This is a genomic window from Phytohabitans flavus (assembly GCF_011764545.1).
In the GTDB taxonomy this organism is placed as follows: Bacteria; Actinomycetota; Actinomycetes; order Mycobacteriales; family Micromonosporaceae; genus Phytohabitans; species Phytohabitans flavus.
The window spans coordinates 7,716,139-7,734,902 of sequence record NZ_AP022870.1 but is presented as its reverse complement, the minus strand read 5'-3'; the positions used below and the strand labels follow the sequence as shown (position 1 = coordinate 7,734,902).

Annotated in this window: 14 protein-coding genes and 4 pseudogenes; 6 read left to right on the top strand and 12 right to left on the bottom strand. The window is 70.1% G+C overall.

What is annotated here, in order from left to right; genetic code table 11:
• Positions 1–29: 29 nt before the first annotated feature.
• A pseudogene (locus tag Pflav_RS49150) lies at positions 30–4,346 on the bottom strand (galactose-binding domain-containing protein).
• A gap of 440 nt (positions 4,347–4,786) precedes the next feature.
• Between Pflav_RS49150 and Pflav_RS34220 the strand changes: the two are divergent.
• Positions 4,787–5,362, top strand: a complete 576-nt coding sequence (locus Pflav_RS34220) for a TetR/AcrR family transcriptional regulator (RefSeq protein ID WP_173040871.1) — start codon at positions 4,787–4,789, stop codon at positions 5,360–5,362.
• A 15-nt stretch (positions 5,363–5,377) separates the two neighbouring features.
• Here the strand turns inward: Pflav_RS34220 and Pflav_RS34215 are convergent, their stop codons facing one another.
• From Pflav_RS34215 to Pflav_RS34195, 5 genes are all read right to left on the bottom strand, one after another.
• Positions 5,378–5,803, bottom strand: a complete 426-nt coding sequence (locus tag Pflav_RS34215) for a protein-tyrosine phosphatase family protein (protein WP_173040870.1) — start codon at positions 5,801–5,803, stop codon at positions 5,378–5,380.
• Positions 5,804–5,822: 19 nt separating this feature from the next.
• The gene (locus tag Pflav_RS34210; protein ID WP_173040869.1) at positions 5,823–9,359 is read right to left on the bottom strand and encodes a choice-of-anchor D domain-containing protein; all 3,537 of its coding nucleotides are present in this window, start codon (positions 9,357–9,359) and stop codon (positions 5,823–5,825) included.
• A 144-nt stretch (positions 9,360–9,503) separates the two neighbouring features.
• Positions 9,504–11,717: an FtsX-like permease family protein gene (locus Pflav_RS34205; protein ID WP_173040868.1), complete on the bottom strand. Its 2,214-nt coding sequence runs from the start codon at positions 11,715–11,717 to the stop codon at positions 9,504–9,506.
• Positions 11,714–12,403 carry an ABC transporter ATP-binding protein gene (locus Pflav_RS34200; protein WP_173040867.1) on the bottom strand — a complete coding sequence of 230 codons (690 nt, stop codon included), beginning with the start codon at positions 12,401–12,403 and terminating at the stop codon, positions 11,714–11,716. Before Pflav_RS34200 ends, Pflav_RS34205 begins: the two co-directional genes overlap by 4 nt.
• The gene (locus Pflav_RS34195; RefSeq protein ID WP_173040866.1) at positions 12,400–12,927 is read right to left on the bottom strand and encodes a PadR family transcriptional regulator; all 528 of its coding nucleotides are present in this window, start codon (positions 12,925–12,927) and stop codon (positions 12,400–12,402) included. Before Pflav_RS34195 ends, Pflav_RS34200 begins: the two co-directional genes overlap by 4 nt.
• Positions 12,928–13,053: 126 nt before the next feature.
• Between Pflav_RS34195 and Pflav_RS34190 the strand changes: the two genes are divergently transcribed.
• The gene (locus tag Pflav_RS34190; protein WP_232072227.1) at positions 13,054–13,746 is read left to right on the top strand and encodes a TIGR03557 family F420-dependent LLM class oxidoreductase; all 693 of its coding nucleotides are present in this window, start codon (positions 13,054–13,056) and stop codon (positions 13,744–13,746) included.
• Positions 13,743–14,072, top strand: coding sequence for an LLM class oxidoreductase (locus tag Pflav_RS46565; protein ID WP_232072225.1), 330 nt, complete (start codon positions 13,743–13,745; stop codon positions 14,070–14,072). Before Pflav_RS34190 ends, Pflav_RS46565 begins: the two co-directional genes overlap by 4 nt.
• Here the strand turns inward: Pflav_RS46565 and Pflav_RS34185 are convergent.
• The 5 genes and pseudogenes from Pflav_RS34185 to Pflav_RS34165 form a co-directional block, all read right to left on the bottom strand.
• Positions 14,064–14,600, bottom strand: a complete 537-nt coding sequence (locus Pflav_RS34185; RefSeq protein WP_173040865.1) for a TetR/AcrR family transcriptional regulator — start codon at positions 14,598–14,600, stop codon at positions 14,064–14,066. The genes Pflav_RS46565 and Pflav_RS34185 overlap by 9 nt on opposite strands.
• On the bottom strand, positions 14,597–14,920 hold the full coding sequence (locus Pflav_RS34180) for a DMT family transporter (protein WP_173040864.1): 324 nt from the start codon (positions 14,918–14,920) through the stop codon (positions 14,597–14,599). Before Pflav_RS34180 ends, Pflav_RS34185 begins: the two co-directional genes overlap by 4 nt.
• Positions 14,921–14,971: 51 nt before the next feature.
• A pseudogene (locus Pflav_RS34175) lies at positions 14,972–15,441 on the bottom strand (aminoacyl-tRNA deacylase).
• Complete coding sequence (locus tag Pflav_RS34170; RefSeq protein WP_173040863.1) at positions 15,438–16,406, bottom strand: zinc-dependent alcohol dehydrogenase; 969 nt, start codon at positions 16,404–16,406, stop codon at positions 15,438–15,440. Before Pflav_RS34170 ends, Pflav_RS34175 begins: the two are co-directional and overlap by 4 nt.
• Positions 16,406–17,038, bottom strand: a complete 633-nt coding sequence (locus tag Pflav_RS34165; RefSeq protein WP_173040862.1) for an adenylate kinase family protein — start codon at positions 17,036–17,038, stop codon at positions 16,406–16,408. Before Pflav_RS34165 ends, Pflav_RS34170 begins: the two co-directional genes overlap by 1 nt.
• On the opposite strand from Pflav_RS34165, the pseudogene Pflav_RS34160 reads away from it, so the two are divergent.
• The 3 genes and pseudogenes from Pflav_RS34160 to Pflav_RS34155 form a co-directional block, all read left to right on the top strand.
• Positions 16,935–17,633, top strand: a pseudogene (locus Pflav_RS34160) (Kelch repeat-containing protein); the annotation flags it as partial. The gene Pflav_RS34165 and the pseudogene Pflav_RS34160 sit on opposite strands and share 104 nt — an antisense overlap.
• Positions 17,624–17,872, top strand: a pseudogene (locus tag Pflav_RS49145) (hypothetical protein); the annotation flags it as partial. The pseudogenes Pflav_RS34160 and Pflav_RS49145, both read left to right, overlap by 10 nt.
• 21 nt (positions 17,873–17,893) lie before the next feature.
• On the top strand, positions 17,894–18,064 hold the full coding sequence (locus Pflav_RS34155) for a hypothetical protein (protein WP_173032658.1): 171 nt from the start codon (positions 17,894–17,896) through the stop codon (positions 18,062–18,064).
• A gap of 30 nt (positions 18,065–18,094) precedes the next feature.
• On the opposite strand, the gene Pflav_RS34150 is transcribed toward Pflav_RS34155, so the two are convergent.
• Positions 18,095–18,643: a sigma-70 family RNA polymerase sigma factor gene (locus Pflav_RS34150; RefSeq protein ID WP_173040860.1), complete on the bottom strand. Its 549-nt coding sequence runs from the start codon at positions 18,641–18,643 to the stop codon at positions 18,095–18,097.
• Positions 18,644–18,764: the final 121 nt, after the last annotated feature.

The following is an 18,764-nucleotide window of genomic DNA, read 5'->3' as shown; positions in this document are numbered from 1 at the left end:
CCGACCGGGCCACCACCGTCGCGTGCCGGCTAGCCGCCGGTGATCTGGAACTGCGAACCAGGCTCGATGACGATGTTTCCGGTCCCCGAGTTGGTGATGGTGACGTTGGTCAGCGTCGCGCTGCCGCGGGCGCTGCCCATCGCCAGGATGCCGGCGCCGTTGTTGGACTTGTCGATCCGCACATTCGTGATCACCACGCCGGGTACGTTGCCGCCACCCGCCTTGAACTGGATGCCGTCGTACGTGGAATCAATGATGTCGCTGTCGCGGATGACGACCCCGGGAATGTCCCGACCCGGAGCGAAGATCGTAATGGCGCCGAACTCCTGCTGCTCGCCCCAGAAGACGCCGCCGCACCGGTAGAGCCCGTTGTTGGCGAGCAGCGTCGTACCGGAGAACGGCTGCGGGCTGTGGTCGGTAGCCAGCATGATGCCCGGGTAGTTCATCGTGTCGTAGATCAGATTGTTTTCGGCCGTGTTGCCGTAGCCGCCGTAGATGGCGATACCGTTCGCCCGCCACGGAAGCTGGATCGTGTTGTTGGTGAAGTGGTTGTCGTGCCCGATGTCCGTCGCCTGGTCGCGGACATAGGTGCTCGACCAGACCGCCAGCGAGTCGTCACCGGTGGTGCGGAACGAGGAGTTGAACACCCGCGAGTTCCGGGTGCTGTTGGCGAAGTTGACGCCGTCGGCGTACGTGTTGCGGATCCGGACCCCGGAGAAGTCGATGCCGTCGCCGGGGTTCCAGTACGCGGGGGTGTCCGAGTAGTCGCGGCCGACCCAGGCGCCGACGTTGACGTGCTCGATCCACACGTTGCTGATCCGCGTGTTCTTGCCGAGCCGCCCGTTGATCCCGTGGCCGCGGTTGGCCCGGTTGGTGGTCATACCGAAGATGGCCAGGTCCGAGATCTGGGTGTTGTCGTCGATGTCGAACCCGACGTTGCCCTCGTGCGGGTGGTTGATGTTGCCCTGCACGTTCTGCGGCTCGGTGTTCGTGTAGAGCTTGGTGTGCCACATGCCCGCGCCGCGGATGACGGCGTTCCGGATGCCCTTCTGGTTGTACTGGCCCCGGGTCGGGTCCGGCGAGAGGATCTTCTGCTCCTGGCGCCACTGGCCGGCCGGGATCCACACGCAGCTGATGACACCGTTCTCGTCGTCGGTCACAGCCCGCTGGATCGCCGCGCTGTCGTCGACGTTGTCATTCGCCACCGCGCCGTACTGCGTGATCGACGTGCAGCCAGCGGGCTGGGACAGCGCCGGCGCCACCTGCTCCAGGTCGATCAGGTCGATGATGTAGAACTGCGCGCCGTCGTTCGCGTCCCGCTGGAGCTTGAACTTGGTACCCGGCGGGTAGCTCTGGCCGAGCAGCAGGTTCGACTCGTCGAAGAGCCGGCGGGCGTTGGCCTGCGGCGAGTTCGAGAGCGACTCGGTGTCGTCCGTCGTGCCGTAGAGCCAGCTGTTGCGGGACGACAGCGTGATCTTCTGGGCGAAGGTGCCGTTGACGTAGAGGCTGATCGTGGCGTCCTGGCCGCCGCCACTCGGCGAGTCCGGGATGGAGTTGCGGACCACGATCGAGTTCGCCTGGTTCGTCGAGGTGAACTCGACGAACTGCCCGGTGCTGTTCAGCCGCACCGACTGCCGCCCGAGGACTCGGTCGCGAAGTTGGTGTGCCCGAACGTGCGCAGCGGGTCGGCCACCAGCAGCGTGCCCTGGTAGTCGGCGGCCTCGGCCTCGTACTCGGTGTACGGCACCGCGGCGCCCCGCCCGACCACGATCGACCGGGCGAGCGAGTTGTTGGTCTCGTTCGTCTCGGTGACCACGTTCGTCGCGTCGGCGGTGGCCGTGATGGTGGCGCCGCCGCTTGTCGCGGTCCAGCTGCCGGTGATCGCCACGTTGACCGTCGCGCCGGCGGCGATCGAGGCGGTGTTGGTGTTGAGCGTCGTGCCGCCCACCACCACCCGGGTCACCGTGGTCGCGCCACTCGCGGTGGTGCCGCGGTTGTTGACCGCCACGGTGAACGTGACGGAGGCGCCGACCGCCGGGTTCGGCGGGTTGGAGGTGATGTTGGTGACCTGGAGGTCCGGACCGGGTGCCTGGGCCACCACCAGCGGCGACGGTGCGGTGAAGCTGTTGTTGGCGTTGTTCTGCTCGACGATCTGGTTGGCCGGGTCGACCGTGGCGGTGTAGCTGTAGCTGCCCATCGGCCGGGTGCCGGCGTTGAAGGTGACGGTCGCCGAGGCGCCCGCGGCGAGGCCTGCGACCGGAGCGCTGCCGACCAGCGCGCCGCCGAGGTTGAAGTTGACCGAGGTCGCCCGGAGGCCGCCGAGCCGTCGTTGCGGACGGTGGCCGTGAGGGTGATCGCACTCGTCTCGTTCGGCGCGGCCGGGGTCCAGCTGGCCGCACTCACGACAAGGTCGGGGTTGGGCGCCATGGTGCCGATGACCTGCACCTCGGCGACCTGCCCACCGGGCGCACCGCTGTTGGCGGTGAAGCGCAGCTGCACGTCCGCCGTACGGCCGGTGACCGGGATCGTCACCGAGTTCTGGTTGCCGGACGGGCTGAAGCTGTACGTCGCGGCGGCCTTCAGCGAGGTGTACGCGGTCGCGCCCTGGTCGCGGCCGAGGACCTCGATGTTCTGGGTACGCGCCCCCACGCCGAGTCGGGGTTGAGCTTGACCGTCACCGAGGTGATGTCCGCGTTGGCGCCGAGCTTCACGGTCAGCGTCGCCGGGAAGCCGGCCGACTCCCAGTAGGTGGCGAGGTTTCCGTCGTTGGCGTTGGCTGCCACGAACGAGTGGACGTGCGAGGACTCCTCCATCGGCTTGCCCGCGGCCACGTTGGTGCCGCCCGGCGGGTTCTCCCCGACCCGGGTGACGTGGTTGCTGTCGGCCGAGACGTTGCCGGCCGCATCGCGCGCCCGCACGAAGTACTCCACCGTCGCGGTCGTCGGCTGGGTGTCCGTGTACGTGAGCACGTTGCCCGCCACGCTCGCCCGCTCCGCGCCGTTCGCGAAGATCGTGTACCCGGTGACGCCCACGTTGTCCGTGGACGCGCTCCAGGTCAGGCGGATCTGCCCGCTGGCTGGCTGGGTGAACGCGAGGCTCCCCGGCGCGCTCGGCGGCTGGGTGTCGCCGGGACCGGTACCCGTCCGGGTGACGTGGTTGCTGTCCGCGGACTGGTTGCCGGCCGCGTCCCGGGCCCGCACGAAGTACTCCACCGTCGCGGTGTCCGGCTGGTTCTCCGTGTACGAAAGGACGTTGCCGGCCAGCGTCGCGACCGGCGTGGTGTCGCGGTACACGATGTAGCCGGTCACGCCGACGTTGTCGGTGGACGCGGTCCAGGCCAGCCGGATCTGCCCGGCGGCCGGCTGGGTCAGGGTGAGGTTGCCGGGCGCGGAGGGCGCCTGGGTGTCACCGCTTGTCGTCCCGTACACCTCGAACTCGCTGATCTGCGCGGCCGGCCAGGCGGAGTTCGCGGTGATGTTCACCCGCACGTACCGGGTGGACGCGGCGGTGAAGTCGATCGTGACGGTGTTGGCCGACGCCGGGTCGAACGCCCGGCCCGCCGACGCGGAGAGCGTGCTGAAGGTGCTCCCGTTCGTGCTGCCCTGTACGGCCAGCGTCTGCGTCCGCGCGCCCCAGCCGGTCGGCAGCTTCAGCACGACCCGGCTCACGTTCGCCGCCGCGCCGAGGTCGACCTGGATCCACTGCGGGAACGCGTTGTTGGCGCTCTCCCAGTAGCTGCCCTGGTTGCCGTCGTTCGCGAGGTTGGCGCCCTGGCCGCCCTGCGCGCTGCTCGCGGTGAGCACCTTGCCGGTGGCGAGGTTGCCGCTACCGCCGCTGGCCCCGTAGATCTCGAACTCGGAGACCTGCCCGGCCGGCCAGCCGGTGTTGGCGGTGACGTTCACCCGCACGTACCGGGCGCTCGCCGCGGTGAAGTTGATGGTGACCGCGTTGCCGCTCGCCGGGTTGAACACCCGGCCGGCCGACGCGGAGAGGGTGCTGAAGTTGGTGCCGTTGGTGCTTCCCTGCACGCTCAGCGTCTGCGTACGGGTCTCCCAGTTGGCCGGCAGCTTGAGCACGACCTGGTCGATGCTCACGCTGCTGCCGAGGTCGATCTGCACCCATTGGGGCAGCGCGTTGTTGGGGCTCTCCCAGTAGGAGGCCGGGTTGCCGTCGTTGACGTTGCCCGCGGTGTACGGCCCGGTGGACCCGCTGGCCGACGCGGTGCGGCCGGCGGCCAGGTTAGGCCCGCCGGCTGCGGTCGCTGGGGTGGGTGCGAGCCCGGCGAAGACAAGACCCGCGGCGAGGAAGCCGCTGATCAGCCGCCAGCTGAGCTGTTTCCGTCTCATGGTGTCCCCTAGTGCTGGTGAACGACAGAGGTGGAGCGCCGCTGGTCCGGGACAGCCGTGCGGCATGGCGGTGGTGTTTAACGCGTACTTCTGCTAGCTTCTTGCGCCCGTGGATCGAATTCTTGCGGACGCAGATGTCTAAGGTTTCAGATATGTCACTGGTTCGTCAACAGTTCGCGCACATCGATCCTCACGCCGGTCGATCCCTCCGACAGCTCCCAGAGGCGACGCTGGGCCGCGACCTCGCACGACTGGGGTGATGAGCTGATCTTGGCCGGATGCCCGGCGAACTGGGGCCACCCGACCGCTTTGATCCGACACTTCTGCCTCGGTCCAGCGCAGTGCCATCACGCACCTCCTGAGATAAAATCCGGGATGGGCGTCCCGCTTCTCCTGCACCATACGGGACGGTCGTCCCGCTTAGCAATGGAGGAGTGTGCGTGGCCAGAGAGCTCCGTGCCGATGCCCGGCGTAACCGCGCCCGGGTGCTGGCGGTCGCCGCCGAGGTCTTCGCCGCCGAAGGGCTCGGGGTGCCGATCCACGAGATCGCCCGCCGGGCAGGCGTGGGCACCGGCACGGTGAGCCGGCACTTCCCCACCAAGGAGTCGCTGTACGCGGCGATCCTGCTGGAGCGGATGGAGCGGCTCACCGCCGAGGCCGACGCGCTCGCCGCCAGCGAGGAGCCGGGCGAGGCGTTCTTCCGGCTCTTCGCCACGCTGGTGCACGAGGGCGCGACAAACCGGGGGCTCGCCGAGGCACTGGCCGGCGCTGGCTACGACCTGGACGCGGCCGGCGTCGAGGCGGGCTACGACATCTCGGGCCGGCTCCGCACGCTGCTCGCCATGGCCCAGGAGGCCGGCTCGGTCCGGTCCGATGTGGAGTTCGCGGACGTCAAGGCGCTGATGGTCGGCTGCCAGGCCCACCCGGGCGGCAGCACGGACGAGGCCGCGCTCGACCGCATCGTGGAGATCGTCTGCGCCGGCCTCCGGGTCAGCCCAGCCGCACCGGCGGGTTGAGGAGGGCTACCACCGTCACGTCCACGCCCGCCGTACGTAGCGCTTCTGCCACGGCGTCTCGACCGCGCGCTTGTCGTACCGCGCGCGGACCCAGCCGACCGCCTCGCCCGGCGGCACGCCGTCAAGCACGGCGAGGCAGGCCAGAGCGGTACCGGTGCGGCCCCGGCCGAAGACGCACGCGATCTCGACCCGCTCGCCGGCCGCCCGCTCCCACGTCTCGCGCAGGGCGGCACGGGCGTCGTCACGGTCTTTGGGCAGCCAGAAGTCCGGCCACCGGACCCACCGGCTCGCCCACTCCATCGGTGGCGGCGGGCCGCCGAGCAGGTACAGGCCGAAGTCCGGCTCGGGTCCGAGCGGCGGCCGGCGGCGCAGCCCACGGCCGCGGAGGAGACGACCGGAAGGCAGGCGCACCACTCCCGGCGCGCCTGCCTCCCACGTCATCGCTCCACAATATTTACAGTCAGGTGTTCCAGACCTGGAACGACGAGATCTGGCCAGCCGGCCAGCCGGTGTTCGCGGTGATGTTCACCCGGAAGTAGCGCTGGGTGGTCGCCGGGAAGTTGATCGTGACCGTAGGCGCGAAGTTGTACGTCGCCGAGGCGGCCACCGTCGTCCACGTACTGCCGTTGGTGCTGCCCTGGATGGAGAGCGTCTGGTTACGGGCGCCCCACGAGGCGGGGAGCTGGAGCACCACGCGGCTGGCGCTCTGCGCCGAACCGAGGTCGACCTGCACCCACTGCGGGAACGCGTTGTTGGCGCTCTCCCAGTACGTGTTCTGGTCGGCGTCGGTGACGTTGCCCGCACCGTAGTTCTGCTGCTGGCTCGACGCGCTCGCCGGCCGGCCCGCCGCCAGGTTGACGCTCGTGGTGCCGCCACCCGTGCCGGAGAGCGCCACCGTGGTCGGGCTGTTGGTGGCGCTGCTGTTGACCGTCAGCGTGCCGGTGCGGGCGCCCGTGGCGGTCGGCCGGAAGGTCACGTTGACCGTGCAGGACGCGCCGGCCGCGAGCGAGCTACCGCAGGTGTTGGTCTGCGTGAAGTCACCCGTGACCGAGACGCCGGTGATCGTGGCGGCCGCGCTGCCGGTGTTGGAGACCGTCACCGCCTGCGCACCGCTGGCGCCACCGACCGGCACCGAGCCGAAGCTCAGCGACGACGTACCCGCCGAGAGCGTGGCACCGCCCGGGCTGCCACTGCCCGGGTAGATCTCGAACTCCGAGGCCTGGCCCGCGCTCCAGCCGGTGTTGCCGGTGATGTTGACGCGGACGTACCGGGCGCTGGTACCCGCCGGCAGGCCGATGCTCACCGTGTTGGCGGTCGCCGGGTTGAACGTGTACCCCGCCGACGGCACAACCGTGGTGAACGACGAGCCGTTGGTGCTGGTCTGCACCGACAGCGTCTGGGTACGGGTGGCCCACGCCGCGTCCGGCGGGAGCTTCAGCGCGATCCGCCCGACGTTCGTCGCCGCGCCGAGGTCCACCTGCACCCACTGCGGGAACGAGCCGTTGGTGCTCTCCCAGTACGTGGCGGCGTTGCCGTCCGTCACGTTGCCGGGTACCAGCGACCCGTTCGCCTGGCTGCTCGCGGACGCCGGCTTGCCGGCGGCGATGTTGGTGTTCGAGCCGATGCCGCTGCCGGAGAGACCGACCGTGGTCGGGCTGTTGTTGGCGTTGCTGTTGATCGTGACCGAGCCGGTGCGCGTCCCCTCGGCGGTCGGGCTGAAGGTCACGTTGACCGCGCAGGACGCACCGACGGCGAGCGTGCCGCAGTTGTTGGTCTGCGCGAAGTCACCGGAGGCCGAGACGCCCGAGACGGTAGCGCTCGACGTACCGCTGTTGGTGACCGTCACGCTCTGCGCGGCCGTGGTCGAGCCGACCGTCGTCGCGCCGAACGAGAGCGAGCCCGGGTTGGCGTTCAGGACCGGACCAGGCGCCACGCCGACCCCGGAGAGGCTGGCGGTGGCCGGTGCGGCCGAGTTGGCGATCGTGAGCGTGCCGGTACGGTTGCCCGCAGCGGTCGGCCGGAACGTCACGTTGACCGTGCAGGACGCGCCGGCCGCGAGCGAGGTACCGCAATTGTTGGTCTGCGCGAAGTCGCCGGTCACCGAGACGCCGCTGAGCGATACCGCGGCCGAGCCGTTGTTGCTGACCGAGACAGCGCGGGCCGCGCTGGTGGTACCGGTGCCCTGGGAGCCGAAGTCGAGCGCGCTCGGCGCCACCGTCAGCCCGGCCGAGTCCGGCCAGATGACCGGCTGCGGCCACTGGCCACACTGGGCGTAGGTCGGTCCGTTGATCCACGAGCCGTTGCCGCCGCCGTTGACGATCTGGAAGCCGCCGCCCATGCAGTTGTAGATCGGGGCGTTGGCCTGCCCGATCCGGGTCGCCTGGACGTTGGTGAAGGACACCGAGCCACCGACCTGGGCCTGAAGCACGAACGTGCCGACGCCGTCGATCGACGTATTGCGGATGCTCACGTTGCTGATGCTGGAGCCGGAGACGAAGTGGATGGCCTCGTACGGCGAGTTGCGGATCACCAGGTCGTCGACCACGACCGCGCCGGTCATCGCGCCGTCGCGGGCGTCGAACCAGAGTGCGCCGACGCCGAACTGCCAGTTGGGGTCGAGGCTGCCGGACCGGATGATCGTGTTCCGCAGCACGTTGGTGGTGCCGGCGAGCGGGGTGGAGGCGAAGCGGTTGGCCACGTGCATGCCGCCGCCCTGCGAGATGCCGGAGTCGATCACCACGTTGTCGGTCATGCTGTTGTTGCGGCCGCCGTAGATCACCATGCCGTTCGCCCACTGGGTCTGCTCGACCGTGTTGTGGTGGAACGTGTTGCCGGCGTTCTCCACCTGGTCGGACCACATCGCCATCGCGTCGTCGCCGGTGTTGCGGAAGTGGCTGTTCGAGACGACGGAGTTGGTGACTCCCTTGTGGAAGTTCATGCCGTCGGCGGTCTGGTTGCGCACCCGCATGCGGTCGAAGGTCAGGTTGGTCATCGGACCGTCCATCCACATGCCGACCTTGGTGTGCTCGATCCAGATGTTGTTGATGTTGGAGTTGGAGATCGCACCACCGATGCCGTTGACCTGGCAGGAGTCGCAGCGCTCGATGACCTCACCGCGGATCTGGAAGTTCGACAGGTTGACGGCCGTGCTGCCGCCCTGGTCGATCCACCGGCCGTAGAAGCCGATGCCCTCGCCGCCCACGATGGAGTGCCACATGCCGGCGCCACGGATGTTGATGTTGTTGAGCACCAGGTGGCCGGTGACGAGGAAGCGGCCGGCCGGGATCCACACCGTGCCGCCCGGTCCGGCAGCCGCGATCGCCGCGTTGAACGCGTTGGTGGAGTTGGCCGCGCCGGTCGGGTCCGCGCCGTGGCTGGTCACCGAGACCGAGCCGGCCGGCTGCGACAGCGGCCCCGCGACCTGCTCGAACTCCATGAAGTCCACCGTGTACGACGACGCCGAACTGTTCGCGTCCTTCTGGATGCGTACCTTGGCGCCGGGGTTCAGCTGCGGCAGCAGCCGCTGGTACTCGTCGTAGAACCAGTGGTGGTTGCCCTGAGGCGTGTTGGAGAACTGGTAGCCGCCGTAGAGGTGGCTGTACTTGTTCGTCGTCGTGATGTCGGCCTGGCGCGCACCGTCGACGTAGAGCGAGAGCGGCGCGGTGTAGACCGAGCCGGTCGCGGTGTCCGGGATGCTGACCCGCACCACCATCGAGTTCGCCGTCGACGGGACGGTGAACTCGACGAACTCACCGGTGCCGTCGAGCGTGACCGCGCGGCGGCCGGATGCCTCGGCCTCGAGCGTGTTGTACGTGTAGTTGGGGCCGATCACCGTGCCGTTGGTCGCCGAGGTCTCGGCCTCGACGTGCACGTATGGCAGGGGCGCACCGGCACCGCCGGCGGCCGCTGCGGGAGTGGCGAGGATGGCGCTCGCGGCGGCGGCGACAAGCACACCTGTGGCGGCGGCGCCGGCGAGCGTTCGTGGGCGGGGAAGCATGCGCTGCTCACTTTCGTCGGGGGCGGTAGAAAGTGGGTGCCGGGCTACTCGGGACCGTAATCGTCCCGACACAGCAGCGCAATATCTAGATTAATCTTTGCAACTTTCCAGCGGTTTGACGAAAGACCTCGACCCCTGCCCCTGCTACTCGTTCCGCGCCGTCTCCGGACCGGTGATCCGGCGCAGCAGCGGGAGGGTGGAAGCGATGATCGCGAGCGAGGCGATCAGGCCGGCCGCGACCGCCACGTAGTAGGCCGCCCCCGGCGCGTGCAGCGTGTAGTCCATCTGCGACGTGAGGAAGAGCTGCGCGGCGACGAACCCCATGCCGATCGCGAGCACCGCCACGAAGAGCAGCGGTACCGCGCTCTCCAGCGCGACCACCCGGCGCAGCAGCCCGAGCGGCACACCGGTGAGCCGCAACATGCTGAACGGCCGCTTCCGCTCGGTGAGCCCGCCGGCCACGCTGACCGCCAGGCTGCACCCCGCGATCGCGAGGCTGCCGATGATCACCACATCGGCCAGCCGCTGCCACTGCACGAGCGTCTGCCGGAAGTCGCTCTCGAACTCGCTGACCGTGGCGGGGAATCGCCGGTCGGGGAAGGCGGCCTCCAGCACCGTGCGCGCCTGGTCGATCGCCGCGCTGGAACCGTCGGTCGCCACGATCACGGACAGCAGCGGCTGCTGGCGGGCCGCCGCGGCGGCCATCGGTGCGGCCGGCAAGACCGGCGCCTCGTCGGAGTCGCGGCGCGGCCCCATCAGGTTTGGCCAGGTCGCGGCCACCTCGACACCATCTGGGCACCGACCGAACTCCGGCGTGCGGACGAGGTCGGCACAGACGATCATCCCTGGGTACCAGTTGGGGTCGCTCGGCTCGTGCTTCGGGTTGGCGTAGATCGGATGCACACTTTGGACGCCCGGTACCGAGGCCAGCCCGGGCGGGATCGCCGACGCGGGCGGCCCTTCGCCCTCCTCTGACCAGAAGGTCTGCGTCAGCGCGCTGCTCATCACCGAGCCGCTCCGGGGGCTGCCCCGCTCGGCGACGATCGTGGTGATCACGCCCGTGGCCACGCTGGTGACGAAGAGCGCCAGCATCACGCCGCTGACCGCGCGAAACCCGGCCTGCGGGTTGTCCGCGAGCCGCCGCCCCGCGATGAGCGCCGCGGCATGGCGGGCCCGGCCAGCCAGCACCCGCGAGCCGACGAGCGTGAGCCAAGGCCCGGCCGCCACGAGCCCAATCATGATCAACACGAACCCGCACATGTACGCCATGATCTGGCCGTTGGTCGTCTCCGGACGGTGGCCGACGAAGTAGCCCATCTCGACGATGCCCGCCGCGAGCACGACCAGGCGCCAGGCCCGCGGCGGGCGCGGCGTCACCCGGCGGGTCACGCCCAGCGGGGAGATCTGCACCCGGCGCAGCGCCAACCGGGCGACCACCGCCGCACCCAGCGGCACGCCGAGCACGACAAGCACGACGTCGACAAGGCCGAGCGAAAGGTCGCCGGCGAAGAAGCGCTCACCGGTGAACGGGATCGCGGCGAGCGCCGGCCGGAGCGCGAAGAACACGCCGATGCCGGCGATCGTGCCGGCCACGGCGCTGACCGTCGACTCCACCGCGGAGATCACCGAGATCTGCCGGGGCGTCGCGCCCACCAGGCGCATTGCGGCGAACCGCTGCTCGCGTCGGGCGGCGGCGAGGCGGGTGGCCGTGCCCATGAGGATGAGCAGGGGGACGAGCAGGGCGCCGGCCACCACGGACAGCACGAGGCTGATGCCGTTTGCGCCGATGCCGATCACGCACCGGCTGCAATCGGCCGGATCGGTGGTCAGGATGCTCGATACCTGTACCGCGTCGGGCTGCTGGGACAGCTCGTCGGGCGAGTGGCCGATGATGATCATTAGGGAGTCCGGCGAGGGGAGCGCGGCGCCGCCGATCGTGCCGATCTCCCGACCGGGAAACCTGTCGCCCAGCTCGGCCGCCGTCGTCGTGCGCAAGCGCTCGCTCAGTGCCGGCGAGGCGTAGAACTCACCCGGTCCGGGCAGCCGTGGGATGCCGGGCGGCACCGGCGCGTCCGGACCGGTCGAGGCGACGTCCAGCCGGGCCATCCGAGCGCCCCGCGTGTAGTCGTCGCGGAGCAGCCACCACATTGGATCGGCCGCCTTCGGCCCAGCGGTCTCTCCCACGAGCCCGCTGTTGAGCCAGGCGTACCGCTGGTTTTGCGAGCCGACCGCGTGGATGCCGGCGATGGTGGCCAGCAACAGGCCCACCCCGACCGCCATCGCGGCCGAGATGATGACCAGCCGGACGATCGCTTCCCGCCCGGTGGCCAGCGCGAGGCGCAAACCGAACCGGATCATGACAGCACCCGCTCAGGTGCCAGCGCGGCCACCTTGCCGTCGCGGACCATGACGTGGCGGTCCGCGTACGCCGCGACCCGCGCCTCGTGCGTGACCAGCACGACCGTCGTGCCGTGCTCGCGCGCGGCGACGATCAGCTGGTCCAACACCTGCTCGCCAGTGAGCGAGTCGAGCGAGCCGGTGGGCTCGTCGGCGAAGAGCACCTTCGGACTCGTGACGAGGCCACGGGCGAGTGCCACCCGCTGCGCCTGGCCGCCGGACAGCTCGCCGGAGCGGCGGCGCTCAAGTCCGTCGAGCCCCAGCCGGGCGAACCACGGACGGGCCTGGCGCAGCGCCGCCTCGCGCCGGGTCCCGCCGAGCAGCAGCGGCAGCGCGACGTTTTCCTCGGCGGTGAGCTCGGGCACGAGCTGGCCGAACTGGAAGACGAAGCCGAAGCTGTCGCGGCGTAGCGCACTGCGCCGGGCCTCGTCCAGCGTGTCGACCCGGCGACCGTCGAAGTGAATCTCTCCGGAGTCGGGCACGAGGATGCCGGCGAGGCAGTGCAGCAGCGTCGACTTGCCCGACCCGCTCGGGCCCATGATCGCGAGGATCTCGCCCGGCGCGACCGCGACGGTCGCGCCGCGCAGCGCCGGCGTCTGGCCGAACGAACGCACGACATCGCGCGCCTCGATCATCGTGTCGGTCATGGCTTTACCACCTCGGCGCGAAGGGCGTCGAGCCGGGCCACGGTGGTGTCGATCCACCGGAGGTCGGCCTCCAGATGGAAGAGGCCGTGGTCGGCGAGCAGGCCGTCGACAAGGCTGCCGCGGCGGCGGATCTCGGTGAGCTGGTGCATCCGCTCGAGGTGGGCGCCGCGCTGGATGTCCAGGTACTCCTGGGCGGGGCGCCCGAGCATGAGCGCGAGCACGACCTTGGTGAACAGCACCGACTGGAGGTGCGGCTCGGCCTCGATCGGCTCGGTCAGCCACGCGTCGAACTCGGTCGCGCCCGCCTCGGTGATGACGTAGCGCTTGCGCTCCGGCCCGACCCCCGGCTGCACCTCGCTGATCACCACCTTGCCGTCCCGGGCCAGCCGCCCGAGCGTCGCGTACACCTGGCCGAACGGCAGCGGGCGGCCGCGACCGAAGTAAGTGTCGTAGTCGCGCTTGAGGTCGTAGCCGTGGCTGGGCTCGCGCTCAAGCAGGCCGAGGAGGGTCAACGGGACGCTCATGGAAGGACCATACCCTGAGCGTATACCTCGCGTATATACCCTCGGCGTATATCCCTTCGTGGGCGTTGCCGACGGCAGCGCCGTACGGTTCAGGGTGGTGACCTTGGTGAAGAAGGCACGAGTGCGATGGAAGGGACAGCGATGGGCCTGACGATCGGCTACAAGGCGTCGGCGGAGCAGTTCGGGCCCCGGCAGCTTGTCGAGTACGCGGTGCGTGCGGAAGAGGTCGGTCTGGACAGTGTGCTTGTGTCGGACCATTTCCTGCCCTGGCGGCACGAGGGCGGACACGCGCCGTTCGCGCTGGCCTGGATGGCGGCGGTGGGTGAGCGGACGCGGCGGGTGCGGATCGGCACGAGCGTGCTCACGCCCACGTTCCGGTACAACCCGGCGGTGATCGCCCAGGCCTTCGCCACGATGGCGTTGCTGTACGACAACCGGGTGATGCTCGGTGTGGGTACCGGCGAGGCGCTCAACGAGATCGCGGTTTCGGGGCTTTCGTGGCCGGAGTTCAAGGAGCGTTACGGGCGGCTGCGCGAGGCGGTGCGGCTGATCCGCGCACTGTGGACTAGGGACGAGGTCAGCTTCGACGGCGAGTACTACAAGCTGGTCAACGCCATGATCTACGACCGTCCCGAGCAGCCGGTACCGATCTACATCGCGGCCGGCGGCCCACAGGTCGCGAAGTACGCGGGCCGGTCCGGCGACGGGCTCATCTGCACGTCCGGCAAGGGCATGGACCTGTACACGGAAAAGCTCATCCCGCGCTGGCCGAAGGCGCGACGGCGGCCGGCCGGGACCCGGGCCGGATCGACAAGATGATCGAGATCAAGCTGTCGTACGACCGTGACCACCAGGCCGCGCTGGAAAACACCCGTTTCTGGGCGCCGCTGTCACTGACTGCCGAGCAGAAGCACACCGTGGACAGTGCCGCCGAGATGGAACGCCTCGCCGACGAACTCCCAATCGAGCAGGTCGCCAAGCGGTGGATCGTGGCGTCCGACCCGGACGAGGCGCTCGCCCAGATCAAGCCGTACGTGGACGCCGGCCTCAACCACCTCGTCTTCCACAGCCCCGGACACGACCAGGAACGCTTCCTGACCCAGTTCGCCGAGGACCTCCTACCCCGGCTACGCGCCCTAGCCTGACAGCAGCTTGCTGAGCGAAGCGGTGAGTTCGGGCAGGTCGAGCGGCTCGTCCCGGGCCAGCGCGTGCACGAGCACCCCGTCGAGAAAGACGACCGCGGCTCGCGCGGCAGCCGGGTCGGCGCGCGCGGCGATGATGCCCGTCAGCCTGTCACCCCACTCCTTTGCCAGCGGGCGCAGCTCCGGCCGGCGCGCGGCGGCGACGTACAGCTCGGTGTCCAGCAGCGCCTGCCCCCGGTCGGTCAGGTAGTCCGCCATCAGCCCGGCCAGCGTCGCCGGCACGTCGGCGCTGGTGTCCAGGGCGGCAGCCCAGGCGTCCAGCTCCGCCGTGGTCTGCTCGGTCAGGTGCCGGAGGGCCGCGGCGGACAGGTCGTCGAGGCTGGTGAAGTAGTACGTGGTCGCGCCCAGCGGCACACCGGCCCGCGCGGCCACCAGCCGATGGGTCAGCCCGGCCACGCCCACCTCGGCGATGAGCTGCCCAGCCGCCTCGACGATCTTTCGCCGCCGGCCTTCGGGGTCACGCTTGGTCAATGGACGCCGCCCAGGTTGAGGACGACGACACCGGCGACCACCAGCGCCACCCCGACCACCTTGGCGAGCGTGATCGGCTCGCTGAGGAAGAGCGCGCCGATGATGACGATCAGCGTCGTACCGAGGCCGGACCAGATCGCGTACCCGACGCCGACCTGCAAGCCCCGCTGGATAGCCATCGACAGCGTGAGGAACGAGACCGCGTAGGCGCTCAGGCTCGCCAGGGTCGGCCACAGCTTGGTGAATCCTTCGGTGCTCTTGATCAGGCTGGTCCCCAAGACCTCGGCCGCGATGGCCAGCCCGAGAAAGACAAACGCCATCATCGCCTCCATCTGGTACGCCCGTACATGTACAAGCGTACAGAATCGGCGTTACGGCGCCTCGGGGTCGGTGACGTCGGCGTACGTGCCGTCCAGCGCGGCGAGAGCGGCATCCGCGTCCACGGCGACCGCCACGCCGTGCTCGCCCGCGCCGAGCGTGATCTCGCGGCCGCGCACCCGCTCGTCCGCGATGACCGGCCAGCTCGTGGTCGAGCCAAAGGGGGTGATGGTGCCCCGCTCGTACCCGGTCGCCGCCTTGGCCGACGCGGCGTCCGGCATGGACAGTCGGCTCACGCCGAGCAGTGTGCGCAGCTTGGGCCAGGAGATGACCCGGTCGCCGGGCACGAGTACGAAGAGGAAGTCGTCATTGCCCGGCGCACCACGATGGTCTTCACCACGTCGGGGACCTCGACGCCCCTGGCCTCGGCGGCCTCGCTCAGGCTGCGCACCGGACCGTGCTCGATGATCCGATAGGCGACACCGGAGTTGTCGAGCGCCTGTAGCGCCGGCGAGGTGCTCACGGCTCGACCACGACCTTGAGCCCCTTGCGGGCGACCGCGCTCTCGAAGGCGTCCGCCGCCGCGTCCAGCGGATAGCGGTCACTGACCACAGTGGAGACATCCACGAAGCCCCGGTGCACGAGGTCGATCGCGCGCGGGTACGTGTCCTTCATCCGCCGCACCATCGCGATGGTGAGTCCCTTGCGGCGCGCCACCGAGGCGGGAAACGTCGTGCTGTCGCCGTCCGGGATCCCGACCAGCACGACCCGGGCACCCGGGGCGGCGGCCACCATTGCCGTTTCGACCGCCGGGTCGGTGCCGGCCACCTCGAATGCCACGTCGACGTCGAGCCCAGCCGGATCGTCCACAATCAACGCGCCATACGCCTCGGCCGCCCGCTGGCGGTGCGCCAGCGGCTCGGTGGCGTACACGGCCCGCGCGCCCATCAGCTGGACGAGCTGCACCAGCAGCAGGCCGATCGGCCCGCAGCCGAAGACCCCGACGGTCATGCCCAGCCGCAGGTGGCCGAGGTCGAGCGAGTGCAGGGCGACGCCGAGCGGCTCCAGCATCGCGCCGTCGGCGTCGGAAAGCGCGTCCGGCAACGGGTGCAGGCGCGCGGTCGGCCAGGCCATGTACTCGCGCAGGCCGCCGTCGAGCGCGCCGTGGCCGGCAAAGCGCACCGAGGGGCAGAGGTTGGGGTGGCCGCGCAGGCACATGTCGCAACGCTCGCACGGGATGGCCGGGTCGATCGCCACCCGCTCGCCGTGCCGCGGCCCGCCCTCGATCACGCCGGCCATCTCGTGCCCGACCGCCAGTGGCTTGTCGAGGCGGGCGTCGCCGATGCCGGCCTCGGTGTACCAGTGCAGGTCCGAGCCGCAGAGCCCGACCGCGGTCACCCGGACCAGGCTCTCGTCCGGACCGGGCGCCGGTGTGGGCTCCTCGGATACGCGGATGTCCCCGACGCCGTGCAGCCTCGCGACGCGCATCAGAGGCCGAGCTTCTGGCGGATGTCGTGCTGGACGGTGTCCACGTCGGGACGGGCGTCGACCGACACCACGTACTCCTTCCGGCGGAAGATGTCGAGCACCGGCTTGGTCTTGGTGTGGTACTCCCGCAGCCGCGCCGACAGCGCCTCGGGCGTGTCGTCCGCGCGGGTGACGAGCTCGCCACCGCACACGTCGCACTTGCCCTCAACCTCGGGCCGGTCGGCGATGAGGTTGTAGTCCATGCCGCAGCGGGAGCAGAGCCGCCGGTTCAGCACGCGGCGGTGTACCTCCTCGTCGGGCAGATCGAGGTGGATGACGCCGTCGATGTCGAAGCTCTCCAGGAAGAACTCCGCCTGCCGCCCGTTGCGCGGGAAGCCGTCGATGACGAAGCCGTAATTCCAGTCGTGCTGGTGAAGGCGCTCCTTCACCACGCTCTCGACCTGGTCGTCGCCGATCAGCTCCCCGGTCGCCATCGTGCGCCGGACCTGGGCACCGAGCTTGGTGTGGTTTTGCACATGCCACCTGAAGATGTCGCCGACGTTGATGTGCACGAGGTCGTACTCCTTGCAGAGCAGCGTGGCCTGGGTGCCCTTGCCGCTGCCCTGCACACCCATCACGACGTACTTGCGCATGAGGTGCACGATCGCACACCCTTGGGCGATGCGACTGCGGTACCCCAGTCTGCTCCTCGCCACCCTCCTCGCGGCCTCGTCGTGCACTGGTTCGACGGACGAGCCGCGTACCGAGGAATCAGGCCCGGGGACCCCGGCGCCGAGCGTGACCGAGGCCGTGACCTGGCAGCGCCTCGCCGCCGGCCCCTCGGCCCGCACCGAGGTCGCGGCCGCGACCACCGGGTCCCGGGTGTACGTGGTGGGTGGCTTCCGGGCCGACGGCGGGACGGTCGCGACCGTGGAGATCTTCGATACGGCGACCAGTAGGTGGGAGTCGGGTCCGGACCTGCCGGTGGCGGTCAACCACCCGATGGCGGCGACCGTCGACAACGAGGTGTATGTCTTCGGCGGCTTCCTGGCGAACGGCGACCCGGGCAAGGACGCGTTCAAGCTGGAGGGCGGCGCGTGGCGACCGATCGCGCAACTGCCCCAGGAGCGGGCGGCGGGCACGGCCGTGGCGCAGAGCGGCAAGGTGTACGTGGCGGGTGGCCTCAACGCGGGTGGCCTGGCCCGCCAGATGCTCGTGTACGACCCGGCGAGCGACATCTGGACCAACGCTCCCGGCCCACCCACCCCCGCGAGCACCTCGGCGGCGCCGGCTTCGGCGGGAAGATCTACACAGTCGGCGGACGGGCCGGTGGCCAGGGCAACTTCACCGCGTTCGAGTCCTTCGACCCCACCACCAACCAGTGGACCGTGCTGCCCGACCTGCCCACCCGGCGGGGTGGGCTGGCCGCGGCGGCGACCTGCTCCGGGCAGGTGGTCGCGGTCGGCGGTGAGGCGGACGCGACGTTCGAGGAGGCGGAAGCCTTCGATGTGAAGGCCGGCACCTGGTCCTCGCTCCCGCCGATGCTCACGCCCCGCCACGGACTCGGCGTGGTCGCGATGGGCACGACGCTGTACACCTTCGCCGGCGGCCCGAAGCCCGGCCTGCACGTCGCCGACTCAACCGAATCGATCGACTTGGCCCCACTCGGGCCCTGCTAGCCGGTCACGCCGCGCTTTTCGAGGGTGCTGCTACCCGGTGACGCCGCGCTTTTCGAGTGCGCTGCGGAGGCCGCGCAGCGCGTAGTAGACGCGGGACTTCGCGGTGCCGAGCGGCAGGCCGAGCGCCTCCGCCGCCTCGGCCACCGTGCGCCCCTTGAAGTACGTCTCCAGCAGCATCTCCTGGTGCGGTGGGCTGAGCGTACGCAGCGCATCGGCGACGGTCATCCGGCGTAGCACCTGGTCGCTCTCGTCCGGCTCGGAGACGTTTTCCAGGTCCACGCCGTACGCCTCGGCGGGCCGCGCGCTCTGGCTGCGGTGCTCGTCGATCGCGATCCGCCGGGCCACTGTCACCAGCCATGGGCGCAGGGAGACCTGCCCCTGGGCACCGAGCCGGTGCGCGTTACGCCAGCCGCGCAGGAGCGTCTCCTGCACGATGTCCTCCGCGCGCTGACGGTCTCCCGCGACAAGCTGGAGGACGAACCTCAGCAAGGGTGCGGCGTGCTCCTCGTACAGCTCGCGGACCAGGGCGTCCTCGTTGCCCTCGCCCCGGTGACGTCCCGCGGTCAGCCCCGACGTCATGCGCGGCCGCCCGACGCGAACACGGTCACTGAAACCCTCACCTCACGGTCATCGGCACGACCGGGCCGGCACGCCCGCCCCCTGCGTCTAGGAGATGCGGTGCGCGCTTTGCGATAACAGA